The following is a 16,484-nucleotide window of genomic DNA, read 5'->3' on the forward strand; positions in this document are numbered from 1 at the left end:
CCGACAGCTATGCGCCGCCCGACAACCCGACGTCCGCCGGCTGGGCTTTCCGCACCGGCTCGATCGGCAACCGGCGCAGCGCGCCCGGCGCCTCGGCGGGCACCACCGGCTTGTTCGGCGCGATCGGGTCCAGCTTGACGTAGGACTCGCCCTGCGCCGGGCGCTGATCGACCTGACCCTTGTTCGGCCACAGCGACGCGGCGCGTTCGGCCTGGGCGGTGATGGTCAGCGACGGGTTCACGCCCAGGTTCGCCGACACCGCGGCGCCGTCCATCACGTACAGCGTCGGATAGTTGTGCACCCGCTGGTAGGCGTCGATGACGCCGTGCTCGGCGTCGTCGCCGATCACCGCGCCGCCCAGGAAGTGCGCGGTCAGCGGGATGTTGAAGATCTCGCCCCAGGTGCCGCCTGCGACGCCGTCGATCTTCTCCGCGATCCGGCGGGTGACCTCGTTGCCGGCCGGGATCCAGGTCGGGTTCGGCTCGCCGTGGCCCTGCTTGCTGCTCATGATCCGCACGCCGGCCTTGGTCTTCTTGGTGAAGGTGGTGATCGAGTTGTCCAGGTGCTGCATCACCAGCGCGATGACGGTGCGCTCGCTCCACCGCGACGGGTTGAGCAGCCGGGCCATCTTCTTGGGATCGGAGCGCATCTGGTTGAGCAACTGCTTCCAGCGCGCCTCGTCGGTGCCCTCGGGGCCGTCGCCGTCGGTCATCAGGGTCTGCAGCAGGCCCATCGCGTTGGAGCCCTTGCCGTAGCGCACCGGCTCGACGTGGGTGTCCGGCGTCGGGTGGATCGAGGAGGTGATCGCCACGCCGTGGGTCAGGTCCAGGTCGCTGCCCACCTCGAGGCGACCGGCGCCGACGATGGACTCCGAGTTGGTCCGGGTCAGCACGCCGAGCATCTCCGACAGCTTCGGCAGCCGGCCGGTGTCGCGCATCTTGAACAGCAGCTTCTGGGTGTTGTAGGTGCCGGCCGCCAGGATCAGATGCTTGGCGGTGAAGACCTTCTTGCCGCGGCGCGCCTTGCGGCCGGTTCGGAAGGTCTGCACCTCCCACACACCGTCGCCGCGCTGGCTGAACTTGGTCACCGTCGTCATCGGGAAGACCTGCGCCCCAGCGGATTCCGCGAGCCCCAGGTAGTTCTTCACCAGGGTGTTCTTGGCGCCGTGTCGGCAGCCGGTCATGCACTCGCCGCACTCGATGCACCCGGTGCGGGCCGGGCCGGCGCCGCCGAAGTACGGATCCGGCACCGTCTTGCCCGGTTCCTTGACCCCGTCGCGGCCGAAGAACACCCCGACCGGGGTGTGCACGAAGGTGTCCCCGCAACCCATCTCGTCGGCGACGGCCTTCATCACCTTGTCGGCGTCGGTCATGGTGGGGTTGGTGACCACCCCGAGCATCCGCTTGGCCTGCTCGTAGTGCGGCATCAGCTCCGAGCGCCAGTCGGTGATGTGCGCCCACTGCTTGTCGACGAAGAACGGCTCCGGCGGCACGTACAGGGTGTTGGCGTAGTTCAGCGACCCGCCGCCCACCCCGGCGCCGGCCAGGATCATCACGTTGCGCAGCGCGTGGATGCGCTGGATTCCGTAGCAGCCGGCCTGCGGCGCCCACAGGAACTTGCGCAGGTCCCAAGACGTGGCGGCGAACTCCTCGTCGGTGAACCGTCGGCCGGCCTCCAGGACGCCGACGCGATAGCCCTTTTCGGTCAGCCGCAGCGCGGAGACGCTGCCGCCGAAGCCGGAACCGACGATGAGAACGTCAAAATCCGTGTCCATCGGTTCAGTATGGCCGCGGGCCCGACGGGCGGGCTAGAAAGGCAAACCTAACTAGTTACCGACAGTCCGACCTTCTGGAATTCCTTCAGGTCGCAGTAGCCGGCCTTGGCCATCGCCCGGCGCAACCCGCCGACCAGGTTCAACGTCCCGTACGGATCGTCGGACGGCCCGCTGAGCACCTGCGCCAACGACGGCCGCTGGCCGTGCTCCACCTGCAGCAGCGCGCCGCGCGGCAACGACGGGTGCGCCGCCGCCGACGGCCAGTACCAGCCGTCGCCCAGCGCCTCGGACGCGGCGGCCAGCGGCGTGCCCAGCACCACCGCGTCGGCGCCGCAGGCGATGGCCTTGGCCAGATCGCCGGAGGTGTGGATGTCACCGTCGGCCAGCACGTGCACGTACCGGCCGCCGGTCTCGTCCAGGTACTCCCGCCGGGCGGCGGCCGCGTCGGCGATCGCGGTGGCCATCGGCACGCTGATGCCGAGCACCTCGGCGCTGGTGGTCACCCCGGCCGTCGAGCCGTAGCCGACGATCACGCCGGCTGCGCCGGTGCGCATCAGGTGCAGCGCGGTGCGATGGTCGAGCACGCCGCCGGCCACCACCGGCACGTCGAGCTCGGAGATGAAGGTCTTGAGGTTCAGCGGCTCGCCGTCGGAGGCGACCCGCTCGGCGGAGATGATGGTGCCCTGGATGACCAGCAGGTCGATGCCGGCGGCCACCAGCGTCGGGGTCAGCGCCGCCGCGTTCTGCGGGCTGACCCGAACCGCGGTGGTCACCCCGGCATCCCGGATCCGGCTCACCGCGGCGCCGAGCAGCTCCGGGTCCAGTGGCGCGGCGTGCAGCTCCTGCAGCAGCCGGGTGGCGGCGGCGGACGCGAATGGCCCGTCGGCGTCGGTGGCGGCGGTCTCCACCACCTGGGCGATCTTGGCGTCGACGTCGGCGTGCCGGCCGATCAGGCCCTCGCCGTTGATCACTCCGAGCCCACCGAGGCGGCCCAGCTCGATGGCGAACTCGACCGACACCAACGCGTCGGTGGGATGCGCGAGCACCGGGATCTCGAACCGGTAGGCGTCCAGTTGCCAGGCCGTGGAAACGTCCTGCGAGGACCGGGTGCGACGGCTCGGCACGATATTCACGTCATCGAGTTCATAGGTGCGACGGGCGGTGCGGCCCATCCCGATCTCCACCAGATCACGCATGTTGAGTTCAGCCCCCTAGCGGGAGTAGTAGTTGGGCGCTTCGACGGTCATGGTGATGTCGTGCGGGTGGCTCTCCTTGAGCCCGGCTGCGGTGATCCGGACGAACTGCGCCTGCTGCAGCGCCTCGATGTTCGGTGACCCGGTGTAGCCCATGGCCGCCCGCAGACCGCCGGTGAGCTGGTGGATCACGGTGGACAGCGGGCCGCGGAACGGCACCCGGCCCTCGATGCCCTCCGGCACCAGCTTGTCCTCGGAGAGCACATCGTCTTGGAAGTAGCGGTCCTTGGAGAACGACTTGGCCTCCCCGCGGCCCTGCATGGCGCCCAACGACCCCATGCCGCGGTAGCTCTTGAACTGCTTGCCGTTGACGAAGATCAGGTCGCCCGGGCCTTCGGCGGTGCCCGCCAGCAGCGAGCCCAGCATGGCGGTGGACGCGCCGGCGGCCAGCGCCTTGGCGATGTCGCCGGAGTACTGCAGGCCGCCGTCGGCGATCACCGGCACGCCGTGCGGGCGGCAGGCGGCGGTGGCCTCCAGAATCGCGGTGATCTGCGGCGCGCCGACCCCGGCCACCACCCGGGTGGTGCAGATGGAGCCCGGCCCGACGCCGACCTTGACGGCGTCGGCGCCCGCCTCGACCAGCGCGGCGGCCGCGGCGCGGGTCGCGACGTTGCCGCCGACGATCTCCACCCGGTCGCCGACCTCGGCCTTGAGCTTGCCGACCATCTCGATGACCATGCGGTTGTGCGCGTGCGCGGTGTCCACGATGAGCACGTCGACCCCGGCGTCGGCCAGCGACATGGCGCGCACCCAGGAGTCGTCGCCGACGCCGACGGCCGCGCCGACCAGCAACCGGCCGTCACTGTCCTTGGTGGCGTTGGGGTGCTGCTCGGTCTTGACGAAGTCCTTGACGGTGATCAGCCCGGTCAGCCGGCCGCTGCCGTCGACGATGGGCAGCTTCTCGATCTTGTGCCGGCGCAGCAGGCCCAGCGCGGCGTCGGCGGACACCCCTTCGCGGGCGGTGATCAGCGGGGCCTTGGTCATCACCTCGGCGACCGGCTTGTCCTGGTCCACCTCGAAACGCATGTCCCGGTTGGTGATGATCCCCACCAGCGCGCCACCGTCGTCGACGACGGGCAGCCCGGAGATCCGGAACCGCGCGCACATGGCGTCGACCTCGGCCAGGGTGTTCTCCGGCGAGCAGGTGACCGGGTCGGTCACCATGCCGGCCTCGGACCGCTTGACCGTCTCGACCTGGGCGGCCTGCTCGCCGACCGGCAGGTTGCGGTGCAGCACGCCCATGCCGCCGGCGCGCGCCATCGCGATGGCCATCCGGGCCTCGGTGACGGTGTCCATCGCCGAGCTGACCAGCGGCACCTTCAGCCGGATCTTGCGGGTCAGCTGGCTGGAGGTGTCGGCGGTCGCCGGGATGATGTCGGACGCCGCGGGCAGCAGCAGCACATCGTCGAAGGTCAGGCCGAGCATCGCGATCTTGTGCGGGTCGTCGCCGCCGGTCGGGACGCCGCCGTCCATGATCCCCTCCACAACGGGCATAAGGTGGGCCTCCCATTCAAAGCACTCGGGTGCTCATCCTATCGGCGTCCCCTGAGCCCGTGCGACGTCGGTGTCGGTGGCGCGATGTCGGCCCGGCTGCGTAGGGTAGAGCCGTGCGCGACTACCTCCCCCCGGGCCTGCCGCCCGATCCGTTCGCGGACGATCCGGTCGATCCGACGTCGGCGCTGGAGGCTCTGGAGCCCGGCGAGCCGCTGGACGCCCACGAACGTTCGGCGGTCGAGGCCGACCTCGCCGACCTCGCCGTCTACGAAGCGCTGCTGGCGCACCGCGGGATCCGCGGGCTCGTGGTCTGCTGCGACGACTGCCAGGCCGACCACTACCACGACTGGGACATGCTGCGCGCGAACCTGCTGCAGCTGCTGGCCGACGGCACCGTCCGCCCGCACGAGCCGGCGTTCGATCCGGAACCCGACGCCTACGTCACCTGGGATTACTGCCGCGGCTACGCCGACGCGTCGCTGAACGGCGCCACCTCGGACTCCGACGGCTACCGCCGCTGACCTCAGCCCTGCGCGTCGGTTGGCTCCGCGCCCGGGGTCTCGACGACCTCCGACGGCACGACTTCTTCGGCCGGCGCCTGCTCCGCCGCGTCTTCCGGCGCGGCCGGCTCCACCACCGCGCGCTCCTGCGACGACGTCGCCGCGACCGTGCTGGTGACGTGCGCCGAACTGGTCGGCGCCGCCGTGCTGGTCGCCGCGGCGCTGGACTCCACGGTCGTGGTCGCCGACGGCTGCGTGCTCGAAGGCTGTGTGGTCGTCGGCTCCGCCGAGGTGGGCTCCGTCGTCTCCGACGGCGAGGTCTCGGTGGACGAGGTCTCGGTGGACGACGGCTCCGTGCTCGAAGGCTCGGTGGCCGAGGTTTCCGACGGCGACGTCTCGGTCGTCGACGACTCGGTGGCCGAGGTCTCCGAGGCCGACGTCTCCGAGGTCGTGGTGTCGCTGAGCACCTCGGTGCTGCTGGTCGGCGCCACGGTGGCCTGCGGGTCGCGGTTCTCCACCTTGACGCTCAGCTGATCCCACTCCTGCTGCAGATCCTGCTTGACGGTCTGGTCGCCGACGGAGGCGACCTGGGTGCTGAGCACCTCGAGCTTCTCCTGCGCCTGTTCCCACTGGCCGTCGTCGATGAGCTGGCGCACCTGCGCCATCTCGGTCTGGGCGGCCAGGGCGACCTTGTCGTCGCGCACCGACTGCGCCTCGCCGAAGATCGCGCTGCGCAGCCCGTAGAGGCTGTCGCCGGGTCCGGCGCCGTGGATCACCGCGCCGAAACCACCGAGCACCATCATCGCCGCGGCCAGCGATCCGACCAGCCGCAACCCGTGCCGCGGCTTCTGCCGGTTCTGCTGGGCCAGGCCCTCGCGCAGGGCGGCGACGGCCTCGCTCTCGGTGACGACGTCGTCGTGGCTGTGCAGCCGGACGTCATCGCGCCAGCCCGACAGCAGGTTGATCAGTTCGATGTCGGCGGCGTCATTGGCGACGATCCGCCGCTCGGCGGCCAGCGCGTCGAGCAACCCGTCGGTGCGGGCGATGTCATCCAAGCTCTCCGGCTCAGGCATGGCCATATCCCGTCGACGTGACTTCTCCGCGCAGCTTCGCCAGCGCGCGGTGCTGGGCGACCCGCACCGCGCCGGCGGTGCTGCCAACCGCTTCGGCGGTTTCCTCCGCCGACATTCCGACCACCACCCGCAGGATCAGGATCTCGCGCTGCTTCTCCGGCAGGATCTGCAGCAGTTTGTCCATCCGGGCCGCGGCGTCAGCGTCGATCGCCCGCTGTTCGGGCCCGGAATCCAGGGAGAACCGCTCCGGCACCTCGTCGGTGGGGTCGGATTTGTTGCGGGCCGAGGCCCGGTGGGCGTCGGCGACCTTGTGCGCTGCAATGCCGTACACGAAGGCCAGGAAGGGTCTCCCCTGATCCTGGTAGCGCGGCAGCGCCATCATGGCGGCCAAGCAAACCTCCTGTGCGACGTCATCAGCTGAGAGACCGCTGCGCTCCGCGGTGCCGATGCGCGCCCGGCAATACCGGACTACAACGGGGCGGATGGTCTCCAGCACTTCCCGAAGGGCATTTCGATCGCCGGCGACCGCTTCAGCGACCGCAGCGTCGAGACGCTCTCCTGGAATAGTCATCGACGGCGGTATCTCCAACGTTACGAGCCGGACTGTCCCCGGCGGCGCGGCACCAGCCAACAATAACGGCAGGCTCGCCGCTGCCCGGTCAGCCGCGCCACACCCCGCCGCGGTGACACACCAAATCGGCTGCGTTGTCGCGCAGCACAACGAGTTCGGCGGGTGTGTGCCCGTCGGCGCCGATGCCGATCAGCAGGCTCGACACCGCCCAGCGCAACGGGATGAGTTCGTGCCGTCCGGTCTGCTCGAGGGCCTCCTCGGCCTGCGCGCGCGCCACGGCGAGGTCCCCGGCGCAGCACAATGCGGCCGCCAGCACCACCCGGCTCTTCACCCGGTGCCGGATCGACGGCAGCCCGTCGGCGGTGTCGATGGCCGCGCGCGCGTGCCGCACGGCGGCGGCGCCGTCGCCGGTGGCCATGGCCAATTCGGCGCGGACCCACCCCAGTCGCACGGTCAACCGGCTCGCCTCGGCGTCGCGGAGGGTGTGGGCGGCGAGGTCCAGCAGCCGGGCCGAGGCCGGGAATCGACCCAGCCCGAGGGCGTCGGCGGCGAGCCCGGTCAGCGCGTCGGCGCGAGAGTCGATATCGACGGCGCCCCGCAGCGCCCGGCCGTCCCAGCCGCGGGCCAGCGCGTGCCAGCCCAGCTGACGCAATAGTGAGGCGCGGGTGCTGCGGGCCAGGGAGCCCAGCGCTCCGGGATGGTCCAGCAACATCTCCAGCTCCGTCTGGGCGATGGCGTAGCGGCCTTGGCCGGCGGCCGCGACGGCGCGCAGCCACCGGTTGCGGGGAGTGTCGGCGGGCGGCAGCGGCCAGCGCTGCGGCGAATCGCCGAAGGCGGCGTCGGCCAGATTCCCCTTTTCCATCACAGCGAACGTTAACAGTTCGCATATCCGAAGTTACGGACATATCACCCGGCTGGTGACAAATGCCCGGCTTACGCCGGGACCCTCACCCCGCTATTCGGCATACCCGCAGGTCAGTTCTCCGGTGTGTAGCATCCCGCGGACCGCGATAGACCGAAAAACGATGAACGTGACGTAAATTCTCGGCCTGCTCATATGCGATTCGGCACAGTATCCGGCTATTGACGTGATTTCGCGCGCCGCCCTACCTTGTGTGCATCGAGACGGTCACCGGCGACCGGATTCGGAGCACTGTCACATCGACCCACCACTCGGGGCATCAGGAATCGCCCACGAGGAGAGGGGAACTTCCCAAATGCCACAGCTTCAGCAACTTCCGGGACCCAACGCCGACATCTGGGACTGGCAGATGAAGGGCGTGTGCCGGGGCGTCGAGTCCTCGGTGTTCTTCCATCCCGACGGCGAGCGGGGCCGGGCCCGCACCGCCCGCGAGAACCGCGCCAAGGAACTGTGCCGGCAGTGCCCGGTGATCACCCAGTGCCGCAGCCACGCGCTGTCGGTCGGCGAGCCGTACGGGATCTGGGGCGGACTCAGCGAATCCGAGCGTGAGCTGATGCTCAAGCGCGGTATCCGTCGCACCGCCTGAATCAGCCGTCAGCCCCCCCGATGCGCGTGACAGGATGATCGCGTGTTCTCCCGTCACGCCCTGGTCCGCACCCCGTCTCCTCGCCTGGCCGAAGGCATCACCACCCACATCGAGCGCTCCCCCGTCGACGTCGAATTGGCCTACCAGCAGTGGCAGGGCTACGTCGCCGCGCTGAACGAGGCCGGATGGGTGACCCACCAGGTCGATCCCGCGCCGGATTGCCCGGACTCGGTGTTCGTCGAGGACACCATGGTGGTCTACGACGACCTGGCGGTGATCTCCCGTCCGGGGGCCAAATCCCGCCGACCCGAAACCGAGGCCGCCGAGGAGGCGGTGCGCGCCCAGGGTTACCGGATCGCGCACATCGAGAAGCCGGGCACCCTCGACGGCGGCGACGTGCTCAAGCACGGCGGAACCGTGTGGGTCGGCATCGGCGGCCGGACCAACGAAGAGGGTGTCGAGCAGCTGCGGGCCCACCTCGAGCCGATGGGCGCCGAGGTCATCGGGGTGCCGCTGACCAAGGTGCTGCACCTGAAGTCGGCGGTGACCGCGCTCCCCGACGGCACCGTGATCGGTTATCCCCCGCTGGTGGACGATCCTGGCGTGTGGGGTGAGAAGTTCCTGGCCGTCACCGAGGAGCCCGGCTCACACGTGGTGCTGCTGGCCGACGATCTGCTGCTGATGTCGTCGTCGGCGCCGCTGACCGCCGAGATGCTGCGCGCCGCCGGCTATCGCGTTGTGACGGTGGACATCTCCGAGTACGAGAAGCTCGAGGGTTGCGTCACCTGCCTGTCGGTTCGGCTGCGGGGACGCCCGAGCGACTAACTCGCCGCGGCGGAATTTGTCAAGGTGTTTGAGTCCAGTGGGTGTTAGGCAGCTGTCGTCTGGTCCTCCGGTTCGGCTGGTTTGGGTGGGTTGATCGCGGCGGTCTCGGGTAGGTCGATGATCTTGGGTGCGCGGTCTTGGCTGAAGCGGTGCCGGTGGCGTGCTCGGGCCTCGGCGAGCACAATCCGCCGCTGGGTGTCTTTCTCGGCGGCGAGGCCGTAGAAGACGTCGGCGGGGGTGTGCAGGCCGATGCCGCTGTGCCGATGCTCGTGGTTGTACCAGTCCACGAACTCATCCATGAAATCCCTTGCGTGATGGATGGATTCGAACCGGTCCGGAAACGTCGGCGCGTACTTGAGGGTCTTGAACCACGACTCGCTGTAGGGGTTGTCATTGGAAACCTTGGGCCGCGAATGCGAGCGGGTCACCCCCAGATCGCAGAGCAGGCCGGCGACGGTGTTGCTCGTCATCGAGGTGCCCCGGTCGGCGTGCACGACGTGTGGGATGCCGTAGGTTCCGAAGATCTGCTCCATCATCTCTTTGGCCAGCACACCGCATTCGCGGGCGTGCACGTGCACCCCGACGATGTAACGCGAGTAGATGTCGATCATCACGTAGGCGTCGTAGTAGAGGCCCTTGGCCGGGCCGCGCAGCTTGGTGATGTCCCAGGAGTACACCTGCCGGGGCGCGGTGGCCACCAACTCCGGGCAGACCGCCTTGCGGTGCCGGGCCAGCCGGCGCCGCTCCTTGACCTGCTTGTTCTCGTTCAGCAGGCGATACATCGTCGACACCGAGCACAGGTAAGTGTCCTCATCGAGCAACGTGGCCCACACCTGGATCGGGGCGGCATCGACGAACCGGGCACTGTTGAGCACCTCCACCACCCGAGCGCACTCGGCGGCGGACAGCTTGTTGACCGGCGCCGCGGGCGCCCGCGCCGGCCCGGCCGGCGCGGGTGCGGCCCGCCGCAGCGCGGTCGAGCGGTGCATCCCGGTCAACACCGCCGCAGCCCGGGTCGTGACATGCAGGCCGCGCAGAGCGGTCCAGGTGTCCATCAGCGCTTGGTCGGCTTGGTCGGCGGCTCCGCGCTCTCGGAGAGACTTTCCAAGAGCGCGTGTGCTTTTCCCATGATGTCCAGGGCGGCTTCGGTGGTGGCCAGCCGCTTGGTGGTCTTGTCGAGTTCGCGCTTGAGGCGGGCGATCTCAGCCTGCTCGGCGGTCAGCCGCCCGACCTTGGCACCGGCCGGTTTGCCCTCCAACACCCCGGCGTCGCGCTGCTTGCGCCACTCGCTGATCAGCGACGAGTACAAGCCCTCACGGCGCAGGTAGGCGCCACCATCATTGGTTTCACAGGCCTGCTCGTAGGCCACCAGATGCGCCAGCTTGTCGGCCGGGCTGAACGTGCGCCGCCGCTGCGGCCCATCCGAGCGCGGATGCGTGGAATCCATCTGCACATTCTCCCCAGCCACAGCCAGGTTGGAAATCGTCATCGTTAAGTCGATCCGTATCTCGCCCTGCAGGCGGATTTGCTATGAACCACTGGACTCAACTCACCCTGACACGCAGGGCGGCGATCACCTGGTCGACTTCGGCTACACGGTCGGCCATTTCGGCGTTCGCCTTGTCCAGCGCCTCGGCCTGATCCTCGTCGGCTTTCATCAGCGCATCGATGTCGAAGGCTGCCATGTCGAGCACACCCATGTCGGTGAACGCGGCCTGCACCTTGGGCCCCCACAGCCCGATGTCTTTGACGATCGGCACGATTCGGCTGAACAGGTGCGAGCGGAACTGGATCATCACCGGTGAGTTGTCCACCCACTCCGAACATTCCTTGACGTTCAGGCCGAGGGTCTCGAACACCTCCTCACCGCGGAACCGGTCACGCATCAGGTAGCAGGCGTCGACGACGAACTCCTCCCGCTCGCCGCGCTCGACGTCGGTGAGCGCAGAGTAGTAGTCCTTCAACGAGATTCGACCGAACGCGACGTGGCGGGCCTCGTCCTGCATGACGTAGGCCAGCACGCTCTTGGCCAGCGAGTCCGGGGCGGCCAGGTCTCGCAGCACTCCGAAGGCGGCCAGCGCGAGCCCTTCGATGAGCACCTGCATGCCGAGATAGGGCATGTCCCAACGGGAATCGTTGAGGGTGTCGTCGAGCAGCGCGGTCAGGTTCGAATTGATCGGGTACACCAGCCCGACCTTGTCCTGCAGGAACTTGGAGAACGTCTCGACGTGGCGAGCCTCGTCCATGGTCTGGGTGGCCGCGTAGAACTTGGCGTCCAGGTCCGGGACCACCTCGACGATCTTGGCGGCGCACACCATCGCGCCCTGCTCGCCGTGCAGGAATTGGGAGAACTGCCAGGCCTGGGAGTGCTGGCGCATCTCGGAGCGTCGGGCTTCGTCGGCGGCTTCCCACGCCGGGCTGCCGAACAGCGGGTGGAACATGTCGGGCAGCCCGACCGGGTTCATCGGGTCGACGTCCTGGCCCCAGTTGATCCGCGACTGGGCGTCCCACTGTTTGTCCTTGCCCTTCTGGTACAGCGAGAGCAGCCGCCCGCGGCCGTCGTCGTACTCCCAGGTGAACCGCGCGTCACCGACGCTGGGGATCTCCATCGAGTACGGGTCCGGGATTTCGGTGTACTTGTCCCTGGTGGTCATGACTGCCCCCTCGGCGCGGGATGTGACTCTCCTCACAATGCGCTCTGATCGGGCGGGCGTCAACGACAGCGCCCCCGGTCCGCTTCGGACCGGGGGCGCCACGTGGTGCGTTCCTAGTGAGCGTGACCGTGGTGGTCGTGGCCCTCTTCCTCTTCGGCGGGCTTGTCCACGACCGCCGTTTCGGTGGTGAGGATCATCCGGGCCACCGACGCGGCGTTGAGCACCGCGTTGCGGGTGACCTTCACCGGGTCGATGATGCCGTCGGCGACCAGGTCGCCGTAGTTCAGCGTGGCGGCGTTGAAGCCCTGCCCGGCGGGCAGTTCGCTGACCTTGTTGACCACGACCGAGCCGTCCAGGCCGGCGTTACTGGCGATCCAGAACAGCGGGGCGGTGATGGCGGCTTCGAACACGTCGACGCCGATCGCCTCGTCGCCGGACAGCCCGGAGCGCAGGTCCGCCAGCGCCGCGCGGGTCTGCGCGAGCGCCGAACCGCCACCGGGGATGACGCCCTCCTCAACCGCGGCCTTGGCCGCCGACACCGCGTCCTCGACGCGGTGCTTGCGCTCCTTGAGCGCGGTCTCGGTGGCGGCGCCGACCTTGATCACCGCAATGCCGCCGGCCAGCTTGGCGAGGCGCTCCTGCAGCTTCTCGCGGTCCCAGTCGGAGCTGGCCTCTTCGATCTCGGCGCGCAGCACGCGCGACCGGTCGGCGATGGCTTCCTTGCTGCCGCCGCCGTCGACGATGACGGTGGAGTCCTTGCTGACCACCACGCGTCGCGCCGAGCCCAGCACGTCCAGGCCCGCCTCGCGCAGCGTCAGGCCCACCTCGGGGTTGACGACCTGGCCGCCGGTGACGATGGCCAGGTCCTCCAGGAACGCCTTGCGGCGATCGCCGAAGAACGGCGCCTTGACGGCGACGGCCTTGAGCGTCTTGCGGATGGCGTTGACGACGAGCGTCGACAGCGCTTCGCCCTCTACGTCCTCGGCGATGATCAGCAACGGCTTGCCCGACTCGGCAACCTTCTCCAGCACCGGCAGCAGGTCCGGCAGCGAGCTGACCTTGTCGCGGTGCAGCAGGATCAGCGCGTCCTCCAAGACGGCCTCCTGCAGATCGAAGTCGGTGACGAAGTAGGCGGAGATGAAGCCCTTTTCGAAGCCGACGCCGTCGGTGACCTCCAGGTAGGTGTCCAGCGTGGAGGACTCCTCGATGGTGACCACACCGTCGGTGCCGACCTTGGTCATCGCCTCGCCGACCAGTTCGCCGACCTCTTCGTCACGCGAGGAGACGGTGGCGATCTGGGCGATGTCGTTCTTGCCGTCGACCGGGTGCGCGGCGGACAGCAGCGCTTCGGAGACCGCGTCGGCGGCCTTGCCGATGCCCTGGCCGAGCGCGATCGGGTTGGCGCCGGCGGCCACGTTGCGCAGCCCGGCCTTCACCAGCGCCTGCGCCAAAACCGTTGCGGTGGTGGTGCCGTCGCCGGCGACGTCGTTGGTCTTGGTGGCCACCGACTTCACCAGCTGCGCGCCGAGGTTCTCGAACGGATCCTCCAGGTCGATCTCACGCGCGATGGTCACGCCGTCGTTGGTGACGACGGGTCCGCCGTACGCCTTGGCGAGCACGACGTGGCGGCCGCGCGGACCCAGGGTGACCCGGACCGCGTCGGCGAGCCGGTCGACGCCGGCCTCCATGGCGCGACGCGCCTTTTCGTTGAACTCAATCTGCTTGCTCAAAGTCTTCTTCCCTCTTGGGCCATTTCAGTCGGGCCGTTCAACGCGCACCGCCCCGGAGATGCCCGCACACGCGAGAACCTCCGGGGCGGAACACGATTCGCTTACTTGGAGATGACAGCCAGCACGTCGCGAGCCGACAGGATCAGGTATTCCTGACCGCCGTACTTGATCTCGGTGCCGCCGTACTTGCTGTAGATGACAACGTCGCCCTCCGACACGTCCAGCGGAATCCGCTCGTCGCCGTCCTCATTCCAGCGGCCGGGGCCAACTGCGACGACGGTGCCTTCCTGCGGCTTCTCCTTGGCGGTGTCGGGGATGACCAGGCCGGACGCGGTGGTGGTCTCGGCCTCGTTGGCCTGAACGAGGATCTTGTCCTCGAGCGGCTTGATGTTCACGCTCGCCACGATGTGGAGCCCCTTCACTTCTGAGGTTGTGGCCCGGGGCTACCCGGACCGCTTGTTACCAGGTATCGGCAGTTGGCCGCTCCCCACGCGCCGTCGTCGCGGGTGCCGACACAGGGGACGTCCGCCTGCCGCCTAGCACTCTATACAGGAGAGTGCTAGCACTCAACCCCGGGAGGTGGCTAATCTGGGCGCGCTCGCTCACGGCGAACGCAGACTCGGCCACCCGGCCCGCCCCCGCCTAGATGACTTAAATGACTAGTGCGACTAGTCCGATCATCCTAGACTTGTCCTATGCGCACCATCACGAGCACCGAAGCGAAGGCGAAGTTGAATGCTGTGCTGTCCGAGATCCAGAAAAGCGGGAGTCCGATCACCATCACGTCACACGGTCGGCCGGTCGCGGTGATCACCCCCGTGACACCACGAGTGCGGACGTTTGGCCAGCTTCCCGGCCTTGAGATTCCCGATGACTTCGACGCCCCTCTCCCCGAGGACGAGATCGCCGCGTGGGAAGTCGCCGAATCATGACCTCCATCCTTCTCGACACCAACGCACTGCTCTGGTTGGTGAAATCGCCCGAGTTGGTGGCGCAACCAGCGCTGGAGGCGATCGGGAATCCCGCGAATGAGCTGTACGTCTCAGCAGCGTCGGCGTGGGAGATTTCCATCAAGACCCGACTGGGACGGTTCGACGGGTCGGGCATCCTGTCGGGTTGGTCCGACACTCTCGCAGCGATGGCAGCCCAAGACCTGGCCATGGACTCGGCGGACGCCACGCTGGCGGGGCAGCTGAATTGGAACCATCGCGATCCGTTCGACCGGATGATCGTCGCCCAAGCAACGCGGCGCGGGTTGGCGATCGCCACGAGCGATCGGACCATCCGGGACGGAGCGATGACTCCGATCATCGCGACGAAGTAACGCCTTCAAACGTGTTTTACCTGGTGTTTTCCCGCTGATCAGACTTGTCGGACCCCGGGTATAGCGTGAGGTCATGTATCAGGTTGAGGCCCACACACCGCAGGAGCTCCGCTCCCTCGGTGATGCGGCCTTGATCGACGCGATCGCGGTTTCGGCGCGTGCCGCCGCGGCGGTGGAGGCCCATCACTTGGCGGCGATCGCCGAGCTGACGCGCCGGCGGCTGGGCGCCGAGCAGCATCCGAGTTGGGGCTGTGATGACTGGGACGCCGCGGCCGCCGAGATCAGCTGCGCGTTGACGGTCAAGCACGGTCGGGCCATGGTGTTGATGGAACGCGCGATCGCGCTGGCGGAGGTGTTGCCGAAGGTCGGGGCGCTGTTTCTGGCCGGACAGATCACCGCGTTGACGGCGATGAGCGTGGTGTCGCGGACCCGCCTGGTCAACGACCCGGCTGCGCGGGCGCAGGTGGACTCGGCGATCGCGGCGAAGATCACCGGCTGGGGCCCACTGTCGAAGCAGAAACTCGAAGCCGCCCTCGACACGGTCGTCGCCGCGATCGACCCCGACGCGAAATACCGCTCCCGCTCCACGGTGGCGGGCCGGGAGATCAATATCGGCGACCCCCGCGCCGACGGGACGGACCTCAGGACCATCTGGGGCCGATTGAGCGTGGCCGACGCCGCGCTGCTCGATGAAGCCCTCAACGCGATGGCCCGCGGTGTGTGCGAGGACGACCCACGGACGTTGGCGCAGCGCCGCGCCGACGCGATGGGCGCCTTGGCGGCGCATCTGGATCATCTGGCGTGCGCGTGTGAGGACCCCGACTGCTCGGCCAAGACCGGGGGCCACCCCGCGACGCGGGTGGTGATCCACGTGGTCACCAACGCCGCCATCGCGCCCGCGAAGACGAGGACCACCGCGCAGGCCGGCGAGAGCCCCGAGCCCGAGGTGGCCGCGCCGGAGGTGGCCGCGCCGGAGGTGGCCGAGGGGCCGGGATCGCACCCGGCCTCGCCTGCCCCGTCCCCGCCGCAGGAGCCTTCCCCGGTTCCGGTGGCGTTCATCGCGGGTCGCGTGGGTGGGTTGATCTCCACCGAGGCATTGGCCGCGCTGATCGCCCTGGGCGCCACGGTCCGCACCGTCACCACCCCCAAGCAGGGCCTGCAGCCCCGGTACCGGCCCTCGACGGCACTGGATGAGTTCATCCGGACCCGGGATCTCACCTGCCGGTTCCCCGGCTGCGACAAGCCCGCCGTGCGCGCCGACATCGACCACGGCCACCCCTGGGGCGATGGTGGGCACACCCACCCCAGTTCCCTGCTCACCCGCTGCCGACTGCACCATCTACTCAAGACGTTCTGGGACGGCTGGTCCGAAACGCAGCATCCCGACGGCACGCTGGACATCACCACCCCCACTGGCCACACCTACACCACCAAACCGTTCGCCAGCGTGATGTTCCCGGGGTGGGACACCAACACCGGAGTCGCCCCGCCGCCGGGCAAACCGCGCCGAAAACGCGGACCCGGGCACACCCTGATGATGCCCACCCGAAAACACCCCCGGGCACAGACCCGAGCCCGACGCGTTGAGCGCGAACGCGCGCTCAACCACGCCGCCCTCGACGCCGAAGAGGCCGCCGCGCGAGCAGCCGCCGTCGCGGCCAACCGGCCCCCACCACCCGGCCGCAACGACCCACCACCCTTCTGACCGAAGCCCCGGCGTCCGCCCTGGTTGACTCCGCCTGTGATGACTGTCATATATTAATTATCTCACTGACTAA

At 68.8% G+C, this 16,484-nt stretch carries 15 protein-coding genes and 1 pseudogene; 6 read left to right on the top strand and 10 right to left on the bottom strand.

Annotation, left to right across the window (positions count from 1 at the left end; translation table 11 throughout):
* Positions 1–7: 7 nt before the first annotated feature.
* The 3 genes and pseudogenes from L2Z93_RS15525 to guaB all read right to left on the bottom strand — a co-directional run bounded on the left by L2Z93_RS15525 (position 8) and on the right by guaB (position 4,537).
* On the bottom strand, positions 8–1,774 hold the full coding sequence (locus L2Z93_RS15525) for a GMC family oxidoreductase N-terminal domain-containing protein (protein ID WP_090587593.1): 1,767 nt from the start codon (positions 1,772–1,774) through the stop codon (positions 8–10).
* Between the two features lie 47 nt (positions 1,775–1,821).
* A complete protein-coding gene (locus L2Z93_RS15530; protein ID WP_090587596.1) occupies positions 1,822–2,970 on the bottom strand; it encodes a GuaB3 family IMP dehydrogenase-related protein in 1,149 nt (382 codons plus the stop codon).
* A 15-nt stretch (positions 2,971–2,985) separates the two neighbouring features.
* A pseudogene (gene guaB, locus L2Z93_RS15535) lies at positions 2,986–4,537 on the bottom strand (IMP dehydrogenase).
* Between the two features lie 97 nt (positions 4,538–4,634).
* On the opposite strand from guaB, the gene L2Z93_RS15540 reads away from it, so the two are divergent.
* Positions 4,635–5,042 carry a DUF5319 domain-containing protein gene (locus L2Z93_RS15540; protein ID WP_090587602.1) on the top strand — a complete coding sequence of 136 codons (408 nt, stop codon included), beginning with the start codon at positions 4,635–4,637 and terminating at the stop codon, positions 5,040–5,042.
* 2 nt (positions 5,043–5,044) lie between these two features.
* Here L2Z93_RS15540 and L2Z93_RS15545 read toward each other — a convergent pair whose 3' ends face one another.
* From L2Z93_RS15545 to L2Z93_RS15555, 3 genes are all read right to left on the bottom strand, one after another.
* The gene (locus L2Z93_RS15545; RefSeq protein ID WP_162561884.1) at positions 5,045–6,094 is read right to left on the bottom strand and encodes an anti-sigma-D factor RsdA; all 1,050 of its coding nucleotides are present in this window, start codon (positions 6,092–6,094) and stop codon (positions 5,045–5,047) included.
* Positions 6,087–6,665 carry a sigma-70 family RNA polymerase sigma factor gene (locus L2Z93_RS15550; protein WP_090587607.1) on the bottom strand — a complete coding sequence of 193 codons (579 nt, stop codon included), beginning with the start codon at positions 6,663–6,665 and terminating at the stop codon, positions 6,087–6,089. The genes L2Z93_RS15545 and L2Z93_RS15550 overlap by 8 nt, the downstream gene beginning before the upstream one ends.
* Before the next feature lie 88 nt (positions 6,666–6,753).
* Positions 6,754–7,527 (bottom strand): hypothetical protein, encoded by a 774-nt coding sequence (locus L2Z93_RS15555; RefSeq protein WP_090587610.1) that lies wholly within the window; start codon positions 7,525–7,527, stop codon positions 6,754–6,756.
* Positions 7,528–7,882: 355 nt separating this feature from the next.
* Here L2Z93_RS15555 and L2Z93_RS15560 point away from each other — a divergent pair, with 355 nt between their 5' ends.
* Complete coding sequence (locus L2Z93_RS15560; RefSeq protein ID WP_090587614.1) at positions 7,883–8,173, top strand: WhiB family transcriptional regulator; 291 nt, start codon at positions 7,883–7,885, stop codon at positions 8,171–8,173.
* 42 nt (positions 8,174–8,215) lie between these two features.
* Complete coding sequence (ddaH, locus tag L2Z93_RS15565) at positions 8,216–8,998, top strand: dimethylargininase (protein ID WP_090587617.1); 783 nt, start codon at positions 8,216–8,218, stop codon at positions 8,996–8,998.
* 44 nt (positions 8,999–9,042) lie between these two features.
* On the opposite strand, the gene L2Z93_RS15570 is transcribed toward ddaH, so the two are convergent.
* The 4 genes from L2Z93_RS15570 to groES form a co-directional block, all read right to left on the bottom strand.
* Positions 9,043–10,445 (bottom strand): IS3 family transposase gene (locus L2Z93_RS15570; protein ID WP_090587900.1). Its coding sequence is split into 2 segments (ribosomal slippage): positions 9,043–10,085 and positions 10,085–10,445, totalling 1,404 coding nucleotides; the frame shifts between segments, so codons are not numbered across the junction.
* Between the two features lie 97 nt (positions 10,446–10,542).
* Positions 10,543–11,652, bottom strand: coding sequence for a ferritin-like domain-containing protein (locus L2Z93_RS15575; RefSeq protein ID WP_090588034.1), 1,110 nt, complete (start codon positions 11,650–11,652; stop codon positions 10,543–10,545).
* A gap of 113 nt (positions 11,653–11,765) precedes the next feature.
* A complete protein-coding gene (gene groL / locus L2Z93_RS15580) occupies positions 11,766–13,382 on the bottom strand; it encodes a chaperonin GroEL (protein WP_090588039.1) in 1,617 nt (538 codons plus the stop codon).
* 101 nt (positions 13,383–13,483) lie between these two features.
* Positions 13,484–13,786, bottom strand: a complete 303-nt coding sequence (gene groES, locus L2Z93_RS15585) for a co-chaperone GroES (RefSeq protein ID WP_090588858.1) — start codon at positions 13,784–13,786, stop codon at positions 13,484–13,486.
* Positions 13,787–14,077: 291 nt separating this feature from the next.
* Between groES and L2Z93_RS15590 the strand changes: the two genes are divergently transcribed.
* The 3 genes from L2Z93_RS15590 to L2Z93_RS15600 all read left to right on the top strand — a co-directional run bounded on the left by L2Z93_RS15590 (position 14,078) and on the right by L2Z93_RS15600 (position 16,411).
* Complete coding sequence (locus tag L2Z93_RS15590) at positions 14,078–14,314, top strand: type II toxin-antitoxin system Phd/YefM family antitoxin (protein ID WP_090588042.1); 237 nt, start codon at positions 14,078–14,080, stop codon at positions 14,312–14,314.
* Positions 14,311–14,706: a type II toxin-antitoxin system VapC family toxin gene (locus tag L2Z93_RS15595; RefSeq protein WP_090588045.1), complete on the top strand. Its 396-nt coding sequence runs from the start codon at positions 14,311–14,313 to the stop codon at positions 14,704–14,706. The genes L2Z93_RS15590 and L2Z93_RS15595 overlap by 4 nt, the downstream gene beginning before the upstream one ends.
* A 73-nt stretch (positions 14,707–14,779) precedes the next feature.
* On the top strand, positions 14,780–16,411 hold the full coding sequence (locus tag L2Z93_RS15600; protein WP_090588048.1) for an HNH endonuclease signature motif containing protein: 1,632 nt from the start codon (positions 14,780–14,782) through the stop codon (positions 16,409–16,411).
* Positions 16,412–16,484: the final 73 nt, after the last annotated feature.

The sequence above is a fragment of the Mycolicibacterium brumae genome (genome assembly GCF_025215495.1).
In the GTDB taxonomy this organism is placed as follows: domain Bacteria; phylum Actinomycetota; class Actinomycetes; order Mycobacteriales; family Mycobacteriaceae; genus Mycobacterium; species Mycobacterium brumae.